General features: G+C 65.9%; 15 protein-coding genes. 6 read left to right on the top strand and 9 right to left on the bottom strand.

Annotated elements, in window-relative coordinates; genetic code table 11:
* Window positions 1–353 precede the first annotated feature (353 nt).
* On the bottom strand, window positions 354–1,688 hold the full coding sequence (locus tag ABLE94_RS00985; RefSeq protein ID WP_348807801.1) for a glutamate-1-semialdehyde 2,1-aminomutase: 1,335 nt from the start codon (window positions 1,686–1,688) through the stop codon (window positions 354–356).
* Window positions 1,688–2,827: a class I SAM-dependent methyltransferase gene (locus ABLE94_RS00980; protein WP_348807800.1), complete on the bottom strand. Its 1,140-nt coding sequence runs from the start codon at window positions 2,825–2,827 to the stop codon at window positions 1,688–1,690. Before ABLE94_RS00980 ends, ABLE94_RS00985 begins: the two co-directional genes overlap by 1 nt.
* Window positions 2,828–2,865: 38 nt before the next feature.
* Here ABLE94_RS00980 and ABLE94_RS00975 point away from each other — a divergent pair, with 38 nt between their 5' ends.
* Entirely contained in the window at window positions 2,866–3,420 is a 555-nt protein-coding gene (locus tag ABLE94_RS00975; protein WP_348807799.1) for a dTDP-4-dehydrorhamnose 3,5-epimerase family protein, read from the top strand.
* A gap of 21 nt (window positions 3,421–3,441) precedes the next feature.
* Here ABLE94_RS00975 and ABLE94_RS00970 read toward each other — a convergent pair whose 3' ends face one another.
* Genes ABLE94_RS00970 through ABLE94_RS00950 form a run of 5 tightly spaced genes read right to left on the bottom strand, consistent with a single transcriptional unit; the run spans window position 3,442 to window position 8,583 of the window.
* Window positions 3,442–4,473, bottom strand: a complete 1,032-nt coding sequence (locus ABLE94_RS00970; protein WP_348807798.1) for an NAD-dependent epimerase/dehydratase family protein — start codon at window positions 4,471–4,473, stop codon at window positions 3,442–3,444.
* Between the two features lies 1 nt (window position 4,474).
* Entirely contained in the window at window positions 4,475–5,125 is a 651-nt protein-coding gene (locus ABLE94_RS00965; RefSeq protein ID WP_348807797.1) for a PIG-L deacetylase family protein, read from the bottom strand.
* A complete protein-coding gene (locus ABLE94_RS00960; RefSeq protein ID WP_348804995.1) occupies window positions 5,122–5,910 on the bottom strand; it encodes a glycosyltransferase family protein in 789 nt (262 codons plus the stop codon). The genes ABLE94_RS00965 and ABLE94_RS00960 overlap by 4 nt, the downstream gene beginning before the upstream one ends.
* A gap of 31 nt (window positions 5,911–5,941) precedes the next feature.
* On the bottom strand, window positions 5,942–7,180 hold the full coding sequence (locus ABLE94_RS00955; protein WP_348805121.1) for a methyltransferase domain-containing protein: 1,239 nt from the start codon (window positions 7,178–7,180) through the stop codon (window positions 5,942–5,944).
* Window positions 7,181–7,182: 2 nt separating this feature from the next.
* Window positions 7,183–8,583 (bottom strand): sugar transferase, encoded by a 1,401-nt coding sequence (locus ABLE94_RS00950; RefSeq protein ID WP_348807796.1) that lies wholly within the window; start codon window positions 8,581–8,583, stop codon window positions 7,183–7,185.
* A gap of 542 nt (window positions 8,584–9,125) precedes the next feature.
* Between ABLE94_RS00950 and ABLE94_RS00945 the strand changes: the two genes are divergently transcribed.
* Both ABLE94_RS00945 and ABLE94_RS00940 read left to right on the top strand, forming a co-directional pair.
* Complete coding sequence (locus ABLE94_RS00945) at window positions 9,126–10,088, top strand: 1,4-dihydroxy-2-naphthoyl-CoA synthase (RefSeq protein WP_348807795.1); 963 nt, start codon at window positions 9,126–9,128, stop codon at window positions 10,086–10,088.
* A gap of 16 nt (window positions 10,089–10,104) precedes the next feature.
* Window positions 10,105–10,680, top strand: a complete 576-nt coding sequence (locus ABLE94_RS00940; RefSeq protein WP_348807794.1) for a YdcF family protein — start codon at window positions 10,105–10,107, stop codon at window positions 10,678–10,680.
* Window positions 10,681–10,693: 13 nt separating this feature from the next.
* Here ABLE94_RS00940 and ABLE94_RS00935 read toward each other — a convergent pair whose 3' ends face one another.
* The gene (locus ABLE94_RS00935) at window positions 10,694–11,899 is read right to left on the bottom strand and encodes an EAL domain-containing protein (protein ID WP_348807793.1); all 1,206 of its coding nucleotides are present in this window, start codon (window positions 11,897–11,899) and stop codon (window positions 10,694–10,696) included.
* 196 nt (window positions 11,900–12,095) lie between these two features.
* Window positions 12,096–13,154, bottom strand: a complete 1,059-nt coding sequence (locus ABLE94_RS00930) for an LLM class F420-dependent oxidoreductase (protein ID WP_348807792.1) — start codon at window positions 13,152–13,154, stop codon at window positions 12,096–12,098.
* A 213-nt stretch (window positions 13,155–13,367) separates the two neighbouring features.
* Here ABLE94_RS00930 and ABLE94_RS00925 point away from each other — a divergent pair, with 213 nt between their 5' ends.
* From ABLE94_RS00925 to ABLE94_RS00915, 3 genes are read left to right on the top strand one after another with little or no spacing between them, the layout of a single operon-like run.
* Window positions 13,368–14,618 (top strand): inorganic phosphate transporter, encoded by a 1,251-nt coding sequence (locus ABLE94_RS00925; RefSeq protein ID WP_348807791.1) that lies wholly within the window; start codon window positions 13,368–13,370, stop codon window positions 14,616–14,618.
* Window positions 14,619–14,657: 39 nt separating this feature from the next.
* Complete coding sequence (locus ABLE94_RS00920) at window positions 14,658–14,945, top strand: hypothetical protein (protein WP_348805002.1); 288 nt, start codon at window positions 14,658–14,660, stop codon at window positions 14,943–14,945.
* Between the two features lie 54 nt (window positions 14,946–14,999).
* On the top strand, window positions 15,000–15,311 hold the full coding sequence (locus tag ABLE94_RS00915; RefSeq protein ID WP_348805003.1) for a DUF3349 domain-containing protein: 312 nt from the start codon (window positions 15,000–15,002) through the stop codon (window positions 15,309–15,311).
* The last annotated feature ends 53 nt before the right edge of the window (window positions 15,312–15,364 follow it).

Raw genomic sequence — 15,364 nt, 5'->3', positions numbered from 1 at the left:
CCGGCCCAGACCCGACGCAACCCCCGCCGGCCGACGCTACCCCCGCTGGCGGAGTGCCGACGCAACCCCCGCCGGCCGACGCAACCCCGCTGACCGAGTGCCGACGCCCCTCCCGCTGGTCGAGGAGCGAGGAGCGCAAGCGACGAGCCTCGAGACCTCCGAAAGCCGACAACCTCACCCGCCCAGAATGTCCCAGCCCCATCTCACCGGGTCTCGACACGGGCTCCGCTGGCGCTCCGCCCGGCTCGACCAACGGATGAACGCTCGACACGGCTCGTCGTTTCGACGGAGCTCAACGCGGCGGCTTGCGCTCCTCACCGGCTCGACCAACGGATGGACCCCGCCGGCCGACCTCACAACCTCCGCGGCTCCGCCTTGGCGCGTAACGCCGGCGCGACGGGCCGACCGTTGAGCAGTCCCTCCACCGAACCCGCCTCCAGGGCTTTGCGATACGCCGGCAGTGCGCCGCGGACGGCGTCGATGGTGTCGTCGATATCGCGGTCGGTGTGTGCGGCGGAGGTGATGAACGACTGCCCGAGCACACCGCGACTGATCAGTTCCTGCAGGAACAATGTCCGGAACTCCTGCGACGGTGCGCCCGTGTGGTCGCGGGTCAGGAAGATCAGGCATGACGGCCGGCCGACGGCCTGGAGGTACTCGCCGATCCCGAACTCGGCGGCCACCTCGTTCACGCCAAAGGCCAGCCGGCGACCCGCAGCCTCCATGCGGCGGATCGGATCTCGCTCCTCATACGCCTGCACCACCGCCCGAAATGCCGCGAGCGAACCGGTTTCCGGACCGTGCGTCGTCGACAGCAGGAACACGCGGTCGGCGTCGGTGTTCAGCCCGCCGAGCTCCATCAACTCAGACCGGCCCGCGAGCGCGGCGATCGGGAATCCGTTGCCCATCGCCTTACCCCAGCACGACAGGTCCGGCCGCACCCCATACACCGACTGTGCGCCATGCTCCGACCACCGGAAGCCGGTGATCATCTCGTCGAAGATCAGCACCGACCCGTACCGATCACACAGCGCGCGAACACCTTCCAGGAACCCCTCGGCGGGTTCGGCCATCGCCGTCGCCGCTTCCAGGATCACCGCGGCAATCCCGTCGGGGAACTGCTCGAACTGCACCCGCAGCGAGTCGAGGTCGTTGTAATCGAACCGCACCACCGGGTCGGTCGCCGACGACGGGATACCCGCATTCATTCCGGTGGTTCCGATGAACCAGTCGTCGACGGAGAAGAACGGATGTGTACACGCCGCCACCCGCTCCCGCCCGGTCGCCGCACGCGCCAGCCGGATCGCCGCGGTCGTCGCATCGGAGCCGTTCTTGGCAAACTTCACCATGTCGGCGGTGGGCACCAACCGCAGAAAGTCCTCGGCGGCATCCACTTCCAACGTCGTCGGTCGCGAGAAGCTCATCCCCTCGAGCATCGCGGAGTACGCCGCGTCGATCACCGGCCGATACCCGTGTCCCAACGTCACCGACCGCAATCCGATGCCGTACTCGACGAACTCGTTGTCGTCTGCATCCCACACCCGAGCACCGTGACCGTGCACGATGATCGGCGCCATCAATTCCGGATACTGGTCGGCGGCACGAGCATACGTGTGCGCCCCACCCGGGACGAGTCGATGCAACTGTGCCTGAAGCTGATTGGAACGCTCGAAACTTCGCTCGGTCATCACACCTGCACCTCCCTGACATCACCGGAGACTCTCGTCCCGCCGGCGGTCGCGACACCGGTCCCGTTCAGATCGAGTCCGTCGACGTACCACCTCCCGGACAGTTCCGGATACCGTGTGCTCACCTCGTCGAGCAGGTCGGGCACCGTCAACAGGACTCGATCCGGTTGCGCCGCGATGAGTTCCTCCGGCGAGATGATCGGGATGTCGGTGCCGGGCATGCGCCGTCCCCGTTTCCCCGGGGACGCGTCGGCGACACCGGCCACCAGCGACGTGTCGGCCCCGGCACGATGGAATAGCGCCACCGCCCGCGACGCGGCGCCATACGCATACACCGACTCCCCGGCCCCACGCGCGGCCTCGAGCCACTCCCGTAGCACCGCCGTGTGTGCGTCGACGGCATCCTGCAAGGCCGTCGGGTCCATTCCCCGCAACACCGCGCTTTCGTCGTCGGCGATGGCGCGCAACGTCTCCGACGGCGCATGCACACCGAGACGTGCCGCCACCAGCACCGTCCCGCCGTAGAGGTCATAGCGCCACGCATCCACCGCCGACATCCCGCACACCCGCAGCAGAGTCGTCATCGACCGCAGCGAGTAGTAGGCGAAGTGCCCGTGCCGTAACGCATTCCATTGGCCTTCACGCATGATGGTCGCGAACGAGTGAAAGTGCATCAGGAGCACCCCATCCGGCGCGGTCGATGCGACGCGCCGGGCGAAGGCTGCCGCCTGGTCCGGCTCATGCATGATGCCCAACGAGTCGAGTACCACGTCGGCACAGTCGGATTCGACAAATCCCCGCTCCGCCAGTAACGGCAACCATGTCCCGCCGTGCGGGCTACCGAACTCCCGCACGGTCTGTCCCCGCAGATAGCCCGCTGCGGCGACGTCGGCAACCGCTGCCGCCGCCTGATCCCGCAGCGCCTGCGGCTCCACCCCCCGCGGCTCGGCGGTCACCGTGTCGTCGTCGGCGAGCTGCGCCAGACCACATGCCGCGCACCGATCCATCGCCAATGGATGCGATGTCTCCGCTGCGGTCACCGGCGCGGCCGCCAACGGAAAGTCATCGGCCGCCGGCACCTGTCCCAGATCCAGAATCCGTCGCAGTCCCCACGATCCGCATCCCCGGCACCATTTCATGCTCGATTCCTCCTGTCGCGCATGCCATCATGAAAGACGTGATCATCGACACCACCGATCTTGCCGACGTGCTGCTGATGCGGCCCACCCCATTCCGGGACGACCGCGGCCTGTTCACGCGCACCTTCGACGCCGAGATCTTCGACGAGACCCTCGGCCGCCCCGGTGCCGCAGCGCAGTTCCTGCAGGATTCCCAATCCCGTTCGGCGCAGGGCGTGATCCGCGGCATGCACGGGCGTTCCGGGCGTGGCGAGGCGAAACTCGTCCGCTGCGCGCACGGCGCGGTGCACGACGTCATCGTCGACATCCGCCCGGATTCCCCGACCTTCGGTGCGCAGCAGGCCTTCCTGCTCGACGACGTCGAGTTCGCCCATCTCTACATCCCTCCGGGTTTCCTGCACGGCTTCCAGGCGCTCAGCACGGTCGCCGATGTCTGCTACCGCATCGACCGGCCGCACGATCCGAGCGAGGACATCGGTGTCCATCACGCCGACGCCGACCTGGCGATCGCATGGCCGCAACCGATCACGACGGTTTCTGCGCGTGACGCCGCCGCCGGCAGCTGGGCGGCGCTGACCGCCCAGCTGACGTGACGACCCCACCGTCGGGCACCGTCAGCGTGCAACCGCGCCCAGCCGTCGCATCGAGTCGTCGAGGACATCCGCGGCGCGCAGCCGCTCCAGGGTCGCCAGCCGCACGAACCGCTGCGTGAACGCCTCCTGGGTCAGCCCGTACTCGGTGTAGGCCTTGGCCAGTTCGGCGGCACCGTCGGCCACGCTCCACGCGGCGGTGAACCCGATCTCGTCGCGCGCCTTGCTGAAATCGACACGGTAGGAGCGGGTGTCGGCGCCCGTCTCCCCGGTGATGGCCAGCTTCGATCCGGGTACCGCGTCGACGACGTGTTCGGCGATCTGCGCGACCGTCAGATTGTTCACCTCGGTGCCGACGTTGTACGCCTGCCCCGACACCACGTCGGCCGGCGCGGTGAGGCATACCCGGAACGCCTCGGCGATGTCGCGGGCATGCACCAGCGGCCGCCACGGCGTGCCGTCGGAGAGCACCTTCACCTGCCCGGTGAGCACCGCATGCCCGACGAGATTGTTCAGCACGATGTCGGCGCGCAACCGCGGCGAGAAGCCGAATGCGGTGGCATTACGTAGGAACACCGGGGTGAAACCGGAGTCGGCGATCGCGGCGACGTCACCCTCGACGCGCACCTTGCTCTCCGCGTACGGCGTGACCGGCCGCAGCGGCGCATCCTCGGTGACCAGACCGTCGCCCGCCGCCCCGTACACCGAGCACGTCGACGCGTACAGGAAGCGGGACACCCCGGCCTCTTTGGCGGCCTTTGCCAGCCGCACCGAGCCGTGATGGTTGATGTCGTGGGTGATCTCCGGCGCCAACGATCCCAGCGGATCGTTGCTCAACGCCGCCAGATGGATCACCGCGTCGAATCCGACGAGGTCGGCGGGTTCCACGTCACGCAGATCCCGCGAGATCGCCGGCGGATCGTTCGGGTACGGACCGAGGACGCTGTCCTCGAAGTAGCCGTTGTCCAGTCCGGTCACGTCGTGACCGTCCGCAGTCAGGATGGGCGCCATGACCGTCCCGAGGTAGCCCAGGTGGCCGGTGAGAAGTACACGCACGTCAGTTTCCTCCGAAGTCGATGACGGTTTTCGCGACGACGAACGCCTCGGCGTAGCGGACGCGGCATTGCACACCACGAATCCGCATGAGCCCCAAGAACGTTTCGTCGTCGAACCAATCCCGGTCCACCTGCGACGGGTAGCACTTGTGCAGCAGCCGCACCTTCTCCAGCGCGGTCTCGGTGGTGACGGGATGGTAGTGGGTGGGTGTGGGAGTGTCGTTCTCCCACTTGATGATCTCGTAACCCAGGATCATCTGGTCGCGGAACTCGGTGGGTGCGAGTGTGGCGAGTTCCCGGTGATCCTGATGGGCGTCGTCGGGCTGGGTGGCGAACACCAGATCGGGCTCACACCCTCGACGGAACTGTGCCAGTGACTCTTTGAGCCGCTCCCAGTGCGCGGGTGTGCGCCCGTCCGGCAGGTCACCGATGTGCACGTCCAGGTCGGCGCCGGGGCAGAACTCGCCCAACGCCTCCACTTCCTCTGCGGCCCTTTCGGTTCCGGCACCGGTGGCGACGAACACCTGCACCCGGAGCCCGGGGTTGTTCCGGCACAGCGTCAGCAGTGTCGCACCCATCCCGATGGCGATGTCGTCGCAATGTGCTCCGAGCACCGCGATTTCGCGCAGCGTCGCGAACTGCGAAGCGATCACGCGGGAACCGTTTCGTGATCCCACAGCATCCACGGCCGTTCACCGCGGTGGTAGGCGGCCTCGAGTTCGGCGCGTTCTTTGAAGGTGTCGGCCGGTTTCCAGAATCCGGCGTGCTTGTATCCGAACAGGCGGCCCTCCTTGGCGAGGGTGCCGCACGCATCCTCGACGAGGTCCCCACCCTCGGGCAGCAGGTCGAACACTTCCTGGCTGAGCACGAAGAATCCGCCGTTCTCCCAGATCGGCAGCTTCGACACGGCGGTGATGCCGCCGACGTGACCGTCCTCGGAGATGTCGACGCAGTGGAAGGAGGACTGCGGTGGCACGATCAACATCGAAGCAGCACAACCGGATTGCTGGAACTTGTCGACGATGACGTCCATCGGCGCGTCGGAGAGCACGTCGGCGTAGTTGGCCAGGAAGTACTCGTCGCCGTCGAGGAACGGACGGACCCGACGCAGCCGCTCGCCGATCGCCGACTCCAGGCCGGTGTCGACGAAGGTGATCGACCAGTCCTTGATGTCGGAGTCGAGGAGTTTCACCTCGCCGCCGTCGATGACGAAGTCGTTCGACGCGGTCTCGCGATAATTCAGGAAGTAGTCCTTGATGTGCGTGGCACCGTAGCCCAGGCACAGGATGAACTCGCGATGCCCGAAATGCGCGTAATACCGCATCACATGCCAGATCAGCGGACGCGGCCCCACCATCTGCATCGGCTTGGGCACCGGATCATCGGAGCTGTTGCGCATCCGCATCCCGTATCCCCCACAGAACAAGACGACCTTCATGATTGCTCCCCCTCGGAGTCGATAGTGTCCGCTACCCGGCGAATTCCGGTGTAACTGTGTGCAATTCAGGCAGCGGATACACCAGCCGCCCTCCCCATTCCCCCACGAAACGCAGCTGCTCGGTGATCTCGGCCTCGAGATTCCACGGCAGCACCAGCACCACATCGGGCCGGTCCTTCTCGATCTGCACCGGATCCAGGATCGGAATCCGGGTGCCCGGCGTGAATCGGCCGTGCTTGTACGGGTTGCGATCGACGGTGTACTCCACCAGATCCGGTCGTATCCCGCAGTAATTGAGAAGCGTGTTGCCCTTTCCGGGCGCGCCGTAGCCGACGACCTTGAGTCCCTGTGCGCGGCAGTCGAGCAGGAACCGCAGCAGATTCTGCCGCAGGCTCTCGGTGTGTGCGGCCAGGCCCAGATAGCCGGTCACGTCATGCAATCCGTCGGCCTCTTCGGCGGCGAGCACCTCCGCCACCCGCGGCGACGGTTCGCCGGCCGCCTCGTCGGGCCGCGCCCAGACCCGGATCGAACCACCATGCGTGGTAAGCAATTCCACGTCGACGACGCGCAGTCCGGCGGTCGCCAGCGCCCGCGCCGCCGACAGCACCGTGTAGTACTGGAAGTGTTCGTGATAGATCGTGTCGAACTGGCCGAGTGTCACCAGGTTTCGGGCGTGATGCACCTCGATGCTCAACCAGCCGTCGTCGGCCATCAACCCACGCAGTCCCTGGGTGAATCCCAGCAGATCGGGGATGTGCGCGTACACGTTGTTGGCCACCACCAGATCCGCCGGTCCGTGCTCGGCGCGGACCCCTAGCGCGGTGTCGACACCGAGAAACGCGGTCTCGGTGGGCACCCCGACCGTGCGGGCGGCCTCGCCGACGTTGACCGACGGTTCGATTCCCAGGCACCGGATTCCGCGGTCTACGGCGTGCCGCAGCAGGTACCCGTCGTTGCTGGCCACCTCGACGACGAACGACTTGTCGTCGAGCCCAAGACGTTCGGCGGTGTCGTCGACGAACGACTTGGCGTGCGCCACCCAACTGTCGGAGTACGACGAGAAGTACGCGTACTCGGTGAAGGTGTCTTCCGGGGTGATCAGCGCCGGGATCTGCAGCAGCAGGCAGTCCTCGCACAGCCGAAGATGCAGCGGGAACGTGTTTTCCGGCTCGTCGAGGTTCGCCGGCGTCAGGAAACGCTCACACGGCGGGGTTGCGCCGAGGTCGAGGACGCTGCGCATCCGCTCCGACCCGCACAGACGACAGTGCAACATCAGTAGGCACCTTCCTTGGTCACAACGGCTTTGACGGTGCGCCACAGGATTGCGGCGTCGCCCATGATCGACCAGTTCTCCACGTAGGACAGGTCGAGGTGAACCGACTCCTCCCACGACAGGTTGGAGCGTCCCGATACCTGCCACAGTCCGGTCATTCCGGGCTTGACGAGCATGCGCCTCGCGACGCGACCGTCGTAGAGTTCGACTTCCTCGGGCAGCGGCGGCCGCGGACCGACCAGACTCATCGTCCCACCGAGCACATTGAGCAACTGGGGTAGCTCGTCGATGCTGTAGCGGCGCAGCAGTTTCCCGAAGCGGGTGACGCGCGGGTCGTCGTGGATCTTGAACAGCACACCGGAGCCCTCGTTCTGATCGAGGAGTTCCTGCTTGCGCAGTTCCGCATCGCGGTACATCGACCGGAACTTCCACATCCGGAACGGTGCGTTGCCCATGCCGACGCGTGTCGCACGGTAGAACACCGGTCCGGGCGAGTCGAGTTTGATCAGCAGCGCGATCAGTGCCAGCACCGGCGCGATCAGCAGCATCATGACGGTGGCGCCGCCCCGGTCGACGAGGGCTTTCCGGAACCGGGTGGCGGCCTCGTACTGCGGTTTGTCGATGTGCAGCAACGGCAATCCGGCGACCGGGCGCACCATCATGCGTGGGCCGGCGATGTCGGTGATGCCCGGCGACACCATCATCGAGACACCGACCTTCTCCAGGTCCCAGGACAGCTCCCGCATTCCGGCATGTCCGAGGGCTTCCGCCGAGGTCACCGCGACCACGGAGGCGCCACACGCCTGCACGGCAGCACCGACGTCGTCGAAGTCTCCGAAGACGCCGACCTCGGCGTCGTCAACGATCAGAGCGGTCTCGGCCGGCCGCATACGCGCGGTCGGCAGGCACGCCCCGGCGACGTGCAGACCGAGTTCGGGGCGGGCAACCAGATGACTGATGAGGTGTGTGGCGGAGCGGGTTTCGCCGACGACGAGGACTCGCTCGATGAAGTCACCGTCGGATCGTCGGCGCGCCAGCCACTTTCGCCACAGCCAGCGCGATACCAGCAGGGCCACCGTGCCGACGGGCAGCGCCATCGCGAAGAATCCGCGCGAGACGTCGAGTTGCAGGGCGAGCGCCAGTATCGCCAGCACTCCGAACACCGACAGCGACGCCGAGACCACGCGACTGTATTCCACAGAACCAGAACCGATTACGCGTCGATCCAGCGTCTGGTACACCCGCAGTGCCACCATCCAGGCCACGATCAAGCAGATCGAGATCGCCGTAACCGGCAATCCCGCCGAACCCGACGGCTCGGTGTCGAAACCGAACCGCACCGACTGCGCCACGAACACCACCGCGGTGATCGCGATGAAATCCGTCCAGCCGAGCGCCATCGCATAACGCCGTAACACGTCCGCCGAAACTGACTGTGCAGCAGACGAATTCAACCACCGCAGGTGCTGTGCGCGCGTCTTTCCCCCCGTCGTCTCCCGCGCAGAAGACGACGCCGTAGGCGTCACTATAGATCTCCCCCTCAAGAAGAATCACTTGTCCCGGCCCGTCATCATCACTTCGCAGCCCCCCAGCCGCGTCCCCACCGTGATGAGAAAAGCCAAGCAGAAATGTACTCCTTTGAACGGCCCGAGGCAATAGAACCGACAGCTCGCACCGGCCGCCGCGCCCACTGACAGCGCTGTCTCGAGAATCCGCGGGGCACGAGGGAATTCACGTTGGTCCTCCGGCCCGTCTGCCCATTTCTAGACATTCTGCGAGTAGAGATTCGGCAAAAGCCCAGGTCGCGGGGGTGGGTGTACTCGGCGAATGTCTAGAAATGGGCACGGGGTGTGCTCGACCTGCGAGATTCGTGTGCGTCCGCCGTCAACGGAGAAGAGAGCGCCGTCAACGCCACCCCATCCGTCCCCGATAACCTGTCTGCATGAGCACCGCAGCGGCGCAGTCGCAACCGTTCGACCCGACCCAGTGGGCAACCGTCCCCGGATTCGACGACCTCACCGACATCACCTATCACCGGCACGTCGGTGCGGGTCGAGCGAACGGCATCGTGCGGATCGCGTTCGACCGCCCGGAGGTGCGCAACGCGTTCCGGCCCCACACCGTAGACGAGCTCTATCGCACCCTCGATCATGCGCGCCGCAGCCCCGACGTCGGCACCATCCTGCTCACCGGCAACGGGCCGAGTCCCAAGGACGGCGGTTGGGCCTTCTGCAGCGGCGGTGACCAGCGAATTCGGGGTCGCTCCGGCTACCAGTACGCCACCAGCCACGACAGCGACGTCACCGCCGCCGGGGCGCACACCGTCGACGAGGCCCGCGTCAAGGCCGAGGGCGGTCGGCTGCACATCCTCGAGGTGCAGCGCCTGATCCGCACCATGCCCAAGGTGGTCATCGCCGTCGTCAACGGATGGGCGGCCGGCGGCGGTCATTCCCTGCACGTCGTCTGCGACCTCACCCTCGCCTCCCGCGAACACGCCCGGTTCAAGCAGACCGACGCCGACGTCGGCTCCTTCGACGCCGGGTACGGCAGCGCCTACCTCGCCAAGCAGGTCGGCCAGAAGTTCGCCCGCGAGATCTTCTTCCTCGGCGAGTCCTACGACGCGGAGACGATGCACCGGATGGGGGCGGTCAACCGCGTCGCCGACCACGCCGAGCTGGAGACCACCGCCATCGAGTGGGCGCGCACCATCAACGGCAAATCGCCCACCGCACAACGCATGTTGAAGTTCGCGTTCAACCTCGCCGACGACGGACTGATGGGTCAGCAGGTGTTCGCCGGTGAGGCCACCCGCCTGGCCTACATGACCGACGAAGCGGTCGAGGGCCGAGATGCCTTCCTGGAGAAGCGTTCTCCGGACTGGGACGCGTTCCCCTACTACTACTGACCCACGCCGACCACGTATGCTGCGCCGACTCCTGATCACCCTGATCGTCATCGTCGTCGGAGGGCTCACCGCCTTCTACGGCCTGGGCTACCAACTGTTCTACCGGGATCACTCCGATCAGCTGCGTCACGTCGACGCGATCGTCGTGCTCGGCGGCGAGCACGACGGTCGCGAGGACTACGGAATCCAGCTGGCGCGTGAGGGTTACGCGAACACGGTGGTCATCTCCAACCCGGAACTGGCCATCCCGCCGGAGTACCTCGAAGGCACCTATCAGTTGATGCAACGCGTATGTTCCTCCAGCACAGCGCAAATCGAGGTGATCTGCTTCAAACCCAACCCGTCGACGACGCGCGGCGAGGCGATGGAGGTGCAGCGACTTGCCGCCGAACGCAATTGGCACTCGGTGATGGTCATCAGCTGGCGCTACCACATGGTGCGCGCCCGCTACATCTTCGGCCAGTGCTTCGACGGTCAGACCGTTATGAAACCCGTCCCACGTTCATACACAAGCAATTTCGGTTTCTGGACCAAGGAATTCGCCTACCAGTACACCGCACTGGGCAAGGCCGCGATCCTCGGCTGCGACTGACGCAGCAGAACACTCACCCCTTCAACGACCCCAACGCCGCCGGCCGCCCGAACAGATAGCCCTGGGCGTAGTCGAAACCCAGCGTATTGAGGATCGGGATCAACTCGGGCGATTCCACTCCCTCGGCGACGGTCCGCAGTCCGGTGGCCTGGGCGAGGTCGCAAATGGTACGGGTGATCGCCACCGCGACCGGATCGACGAGTAGCTTGCACACCAACGCGATATCGACCTTGAGCACCGCGATCGGCAGATCCTTGATGTAGCTCAGGGCGGAGTACCCGGCACCGAGGTCGTCGATGCACACGGTGCAGCCGACCGCGCCGAGCTGTTCGATGGTGCGGCCCGCCTGACTCGGCCTGCGGATGATCTCGTCCTCACGCACCTCGACCCAGATCCGGTCGAGGGCGATCCCCTTCTCGGCGGCCGCATCGACGATCGCGTCCACACATCGCGGGTCCAGGAGCTGACGCTCCGACAGGTTGATCGCGACGAAGGCCTTGGGGCAGTGGTTGGCGATGGCGCCCGAGGCGAGCGCCGACACCGCGGTCGCCAACGAGTCCCGCGTCACCGGACGCAGCAGCGCCGTCTCCTCCAGAAACGGGAAGAAGGCCGACGGGCCGTACAATTGCCCGCCCGAGCCGTACCACCGCAACAGGGCTTCATACCCGGCCACCTCACCGTCGCCGAGTGAGACGATCGGCTGGTAGTGCACCCGGAAGTCGCTCGGCGTGGCGCGGGCGAGCAATTTCATCTGGGCGGCCTCGTCGTCGGTGACCGCGATAAGTGCGTCGTCGACCACCACGACCCGCGACGCCGACTTCAACGTCCGCGACAGCCCTCGATGCCCGAAGCGCACGAGCTCGCCCCAACTCACGGCTTCTGTCAGCATCCAGGCACCGACCACACCGAGGCGGACGTCGACATAGTTTGGCCGCTCGCCCGTGTCGATGAGAATTGCCCCCGCCTCGAAGCGACTCCGCAGCGCATCCAGTGCACCCGGTCCGCCGTGTGGGATCAGCAGCGCGAACCTCGTCGTCGACAGTTCGACGACGGTCACCTCCGCATCGATCGCCGACACGGTCTCGTCGATGTGCCGACGCGCCACGGCAACGGCAGCGGAATGCCCCAGCGTGGACGCCAGCCGATACATGGGGTCGACCTTGATGACCGCCACCACCGCGTCGGGCGTCGGCTCACCGACGACCCGCTCACGCTCCATGACTCCGCCTGCCCCCTGTGTTCCGGCCGCCGCCGCGCGCCACGACGCTAAACCCGAATGATTCCACGCCGCAGAACGCTTCGCACAACCGAATACCCGATTGACCACCGATTTCGCAAAGTCAGAAAGCCGCAATGTGGTTCACCGCTCGGGGCCGTGGCGAAATGGGTCAGGCGATCCATCCGACGGCCCACCGTCAGCCGAAGATCTCGGCGAGCTGCTCCATGTCGGAAACCCGCTCGGCATGGGTGGGCGCCAACGGTCCGGCCAACACGACGGTGACCCCGGCGTTGCGGAACGCCTCGACGCGTTCGGTCACCAACGATTTCGGCCCGATGAGGCTCATCGCCCGCACCAGGTCGTCGGGCACCGCCGCGGCCGCCTCGGCCTTCTTGCCGTCGAGATAGAGGTCCTGGATCTCCTTGGCCGCGTCGGCGTAGCCGTACCGCACGGCGAGGGTGTTGTAGAAGTTCTTGCCACGCGCACCCATGCCGCCGATGTAGAGGGCGGCGTGATTGCGCACATGCTGCATGGCGCGTTCGATCTCGTCGGCATCCTCGGAGATCCGCGCGCTGGCGCCGACGACGATGCCGAGGTCGGGTAGCGACGGATCGCGCTTGGCCTTACCCGCCGCGAGGGGCTCACCGAAGGCGAGGTCGACGTACTCGGGATGGAAGAGGAACGGCTGGAACTCCTCGAACATCTCCGCGGCCAGTTCGGTGTTCTTCGGGCCGATCGCTGCCAGCAGCATCGGGATGCGATCGCGCACAGGATGATTGATGATCTTCAGCGGCTTACCGAGTCCGGTGCCGCCGTCCTCCTTGGTCAGCGGCAGTGTGTAGTACTCGCCCTGATAGTCCGACTTCTCGCGGCGCCAGATCTTGCGAGCGATGTCGGCGTGCTCGCGGGCCCGTCCCACCGGGTAGTCGTACTTGACGCCGTGGAAGCCCTCGATCACCTGCGGCCCGGAGGCGCCGATGCCGAGGATGAAGCGTCCGCCGCTGATGTAGTCCATGCCGGCCGCGGTCATCGCGAGATTGGTGGGTGTGCGCGAGAACATCGGCAGGATCCCGGTCTGCAGTTCCATCTTCTCGGTCTTGGCGGCGATGTAGCCGAGCTGGCTGACCGCGTCGAAGCTGTACGCCTCGGGCACGGAGATCCGTGCGACACCGGCCTTCTCGAAGTCGACAAGGTTGTTGATGGTCTCGCGGAAGTCGCCCGCGTAGTTGATCGGCATCCCCAGCTTCAGCGTCATGCCCGGATTCTTCCACACCGTCTGCCGACGACGACGTGCCCGTACGATCGCTCGGTCGCGTCACTCCTGGTATACCCAGGGGGGCAATTAGATGAACAGTTGGTGAACAGGCGCGCTTACCGGGTGAACTCGCAGGTCAAACCGCTATCATGATCGGATCCAGATGAGCCGAAGTTTAGGCGGATCGCCCCTGAGAGCCGCATGATAATCCGCATGAGCGGAGAGATGCTGATACTTGTGCTGCTGATCATCACGGCACTCGGCTTCGACTTCACGAACGGCTTCCACGACACGGGCAATGCCATGGCGACATCGATCGCCACCGGCGCACTCAAGCCCAAGGTCGCCGTCGGGATTTCGGCCATTCTGAACCTGGTGGGTGCGTTCCTCTCGGTCGAGGTCGCTGCCACCATCACCAAGGGCATTCTGAACCTGCAACAGACCACGGGTCCCGACAGCGGCGAACTGGTCGCGGGCATCAGTGCCACAACAGCGTTGCTGATCATCTTCGCCGGCCTCATCGGCGGCATCCTGTGGAACCTCTTCACCTGGCTGTTCGGCCTGCCGTCGAGCTCCTCGCACGCCCTGTTCGGTGGTCTCATCGGTTCCGGCATTGCCGCCCTTGGCCTCTCGGGCATCAACTGGACCGGCGTGTGGACCAAGATCATCCTGCCCGGTCTGATGGCACCGATCATCGCCTGCATCGTCGCGACCTGCGGCACCTGGCTGATCTTCGCGATCACCAAGAAGATCGCCGAATCCCACAAGGAAGCCGGTTTCCGGTACGGCCAGATCGCCTCGGCGTCGCTGGTCTCCCTCGCCCACGGCACCGGTGACGCCCAGAAGACGATGGGTGTCATCGCGATGGCCCTGATCGCCACCGGTCACCTCGAGGCCTCCAGCGTCAGCCACGGCCTGCCGTTCTGGATCGTGTTCACCTGCGCCGGCGCCATCGCGCTGGGCACCTACCTCGGCGGCTGGCGCATCATCCGCACCCTCGGCAAGGGCCTCGTCGAGATCACCTCGCCGCAGGGTATGGCCGCCGAGGCCAGCTCCGCCGCGATCATCCTGACCAGCTCGGCCGCCGGCATGGCGCTGTCGACGACGCAGGTCGCCACCGGTTCGATCCTCGGTTCGGGTGTCGGCAAGAAGGGCGCCCAGGTCCGCTGGGCCGTCGCCGGCCGCATGGCCGTCGCCTGGGTCACCACCCTGCCGGCCGCCGGCATCGTCGGCGCCGTCTGCTTCGGCATCGCGCACCTGCTGGGCAACGTGCTCGGCGCGCTGGTCATCTTCGCCATACTGATCGCCCTGTCGGTGTTCATGTGGTACCGCGCGCAGCAGAACAAGGTCGACTCGAACAACGTCAATGCCGAATGGGACGAGAGCACCAACTCGATCATCCCGGCCGAGATGAACACCGAGTCCGTCGACACCACCAAGCCCGGCTCGACTCCGGTCGCCTGAACCCCGTCATCTCCTGACCAGTAAGGACACTGGAATCCCATGACAACTCTCGAAGCGATCGGCAAGGTCCTGATCGTCGGATTGATCTTCGGTGCGGGACTGCCGGCCCTGTTCGCGGTGGGACTACGCGTGCACGCCGCCGGCATGGGTGACGCCAACGCCGACGGCTCCGTCACCGCCCCCAACCCGTTCCTCAAAGCGGTCGGTTACCTGTTCTTCGCCATCGTGATCGCCGCCATCGTGTTCGGCATCCTGTGGATCACCCGGCAGACGCTCAACTACTACTTCGACATCAAGATCTTCCCCGAGTGGGCCTACAAGAAGTAGTTCGACCGTCCACGTCGTCCGCCCGAGTCATCGACTGATCCGCAAGAGGACTTGATGAGTAACACCTCGCTGTTCGAATCCGCCGTCAACTGGATTCGCAAGGGGTACCCGGAAGGCATCTCGCCCACCGAGTTCCCGCCGCTGCTGGCCTTGCTCATCCGCACGCTGAATGAGGAGCAGGTCACCGACGTCGCGCTGCGCCTGGCCCGTGAACACGATCTCGATCGGCCGTTGTCGGAGACCGACATCGCCGACGCGATCGCCAAGGTCACCTCGGAGATTCCGACCGACGACGAGATCAATCAGGTGGCCGGTCGTCTGGCCGCCGCCGGGTGGCCGCTGTCGCACCCGACCGCGAACGTCTGAGCGCCTCGCCCGACATTCCGAAGCGCCCGAACCCGGCCGACCTCGCATCGAGG

Origin of the sequence: Gordonia sp. VNK1 (assembly GCF_040049135.1) — a bacterium.
In the GTDB taxonomy this organism is placed as follows: domain Bacteria; phylum Actinomycetota; class Actinomycetes; order Mycobacteriales; family Mycobacteriaceae; genus Gordonia; species Gordonia oleivorans.
The sequence above is the reverse complement of the archived record's forward strand: the minus strand, read 5'-3'. Positions and strand labels throughout refer to the sequence as shown.

Excerpts from the sequence above, each read along its gene's own strand:
- ABLE94_RS00985 (WP_348807801.1), bottom strand. The coding sequence starts at position 1,688 with ATGACCGAGCGAAGTTTCGAGCGTTCCAATCAGCTTCAGGCACAGTTG.
- ABLE94_RS00980 (WP_348807800.1), bottom strand. The coding sequence starts at position 2,827 with ATGAAATGGTGCCGGGGATGCGGATCGTGGGGACTGCGACGGATTCTG.
- ABLE94_RS00960 (WP_348804995.1), bottom strand. The coding sequence starts at position 5,910 with ATGAAGGTCGTCTTGTTCTGTGGGGGATACGGGATGCGGATGCGCAAC.
- ABLE94_RS00950 (WP_348807796.1), bottom strand. The coding sequence starts at position 8,583 with ATGGCGCTCGGCTGGACGGATTTCATCGCGATCACCGCGGTGGTGTTC.
- ABLE94_RS00945 (WP_348807795.1), top strand. The coding sequence starts at position 9,126 with ATGAGCACCGCAGCGGCGCAGTCGCAACCGTTCGACCCGACCCAGTGG.
- ABLE94_RS00940 (WP_348807794.1), top strand. The coding sequence starts at position 10,105 with ATGCTGCGCCGACTCCTGATCACCCTGATCGTCATCGTCGTCGGAGGG.
- ABLE94_RS00935 (WP_348807793.1), bottom strand. The coding sequence starts at position 11,899 with ATGGAGCGTGAGCGGGTCGTCGGTGAGCCGACGCCCGACGCGGTGGTG.
- ABLE94_RS00930 (WP_348807792.1), bottom strand. The coding sequence starts at position 13,154 with ATGACGCTGAAGCTGGGGATGCCGATCAACTACGCGGGCGACTTCCGC.
- ABLE94_RS00925 (WP_348807791.1), top strand. The coding sequence starts at position 13,368 with ATGAGCGGAGAGATGCTGATACTTGTGCTGCTGATCATCACGGCACTC.
- ABLE94_RS00920 (WP_348805002.1), top strand. The coding sequence starts at position 14,658 with ATGACAACTCTCGAAGCGATCGGCAAGGTCCTGATCGTCGGATTGATC.
- ABLE94_RS00915 (WP_348805003.1), top strand. The coding sequence starts at position 15,000 with ATGAGTAACACCTCGCTGTTCGAATCCGCCGTCAACTGGATTCGCAAG.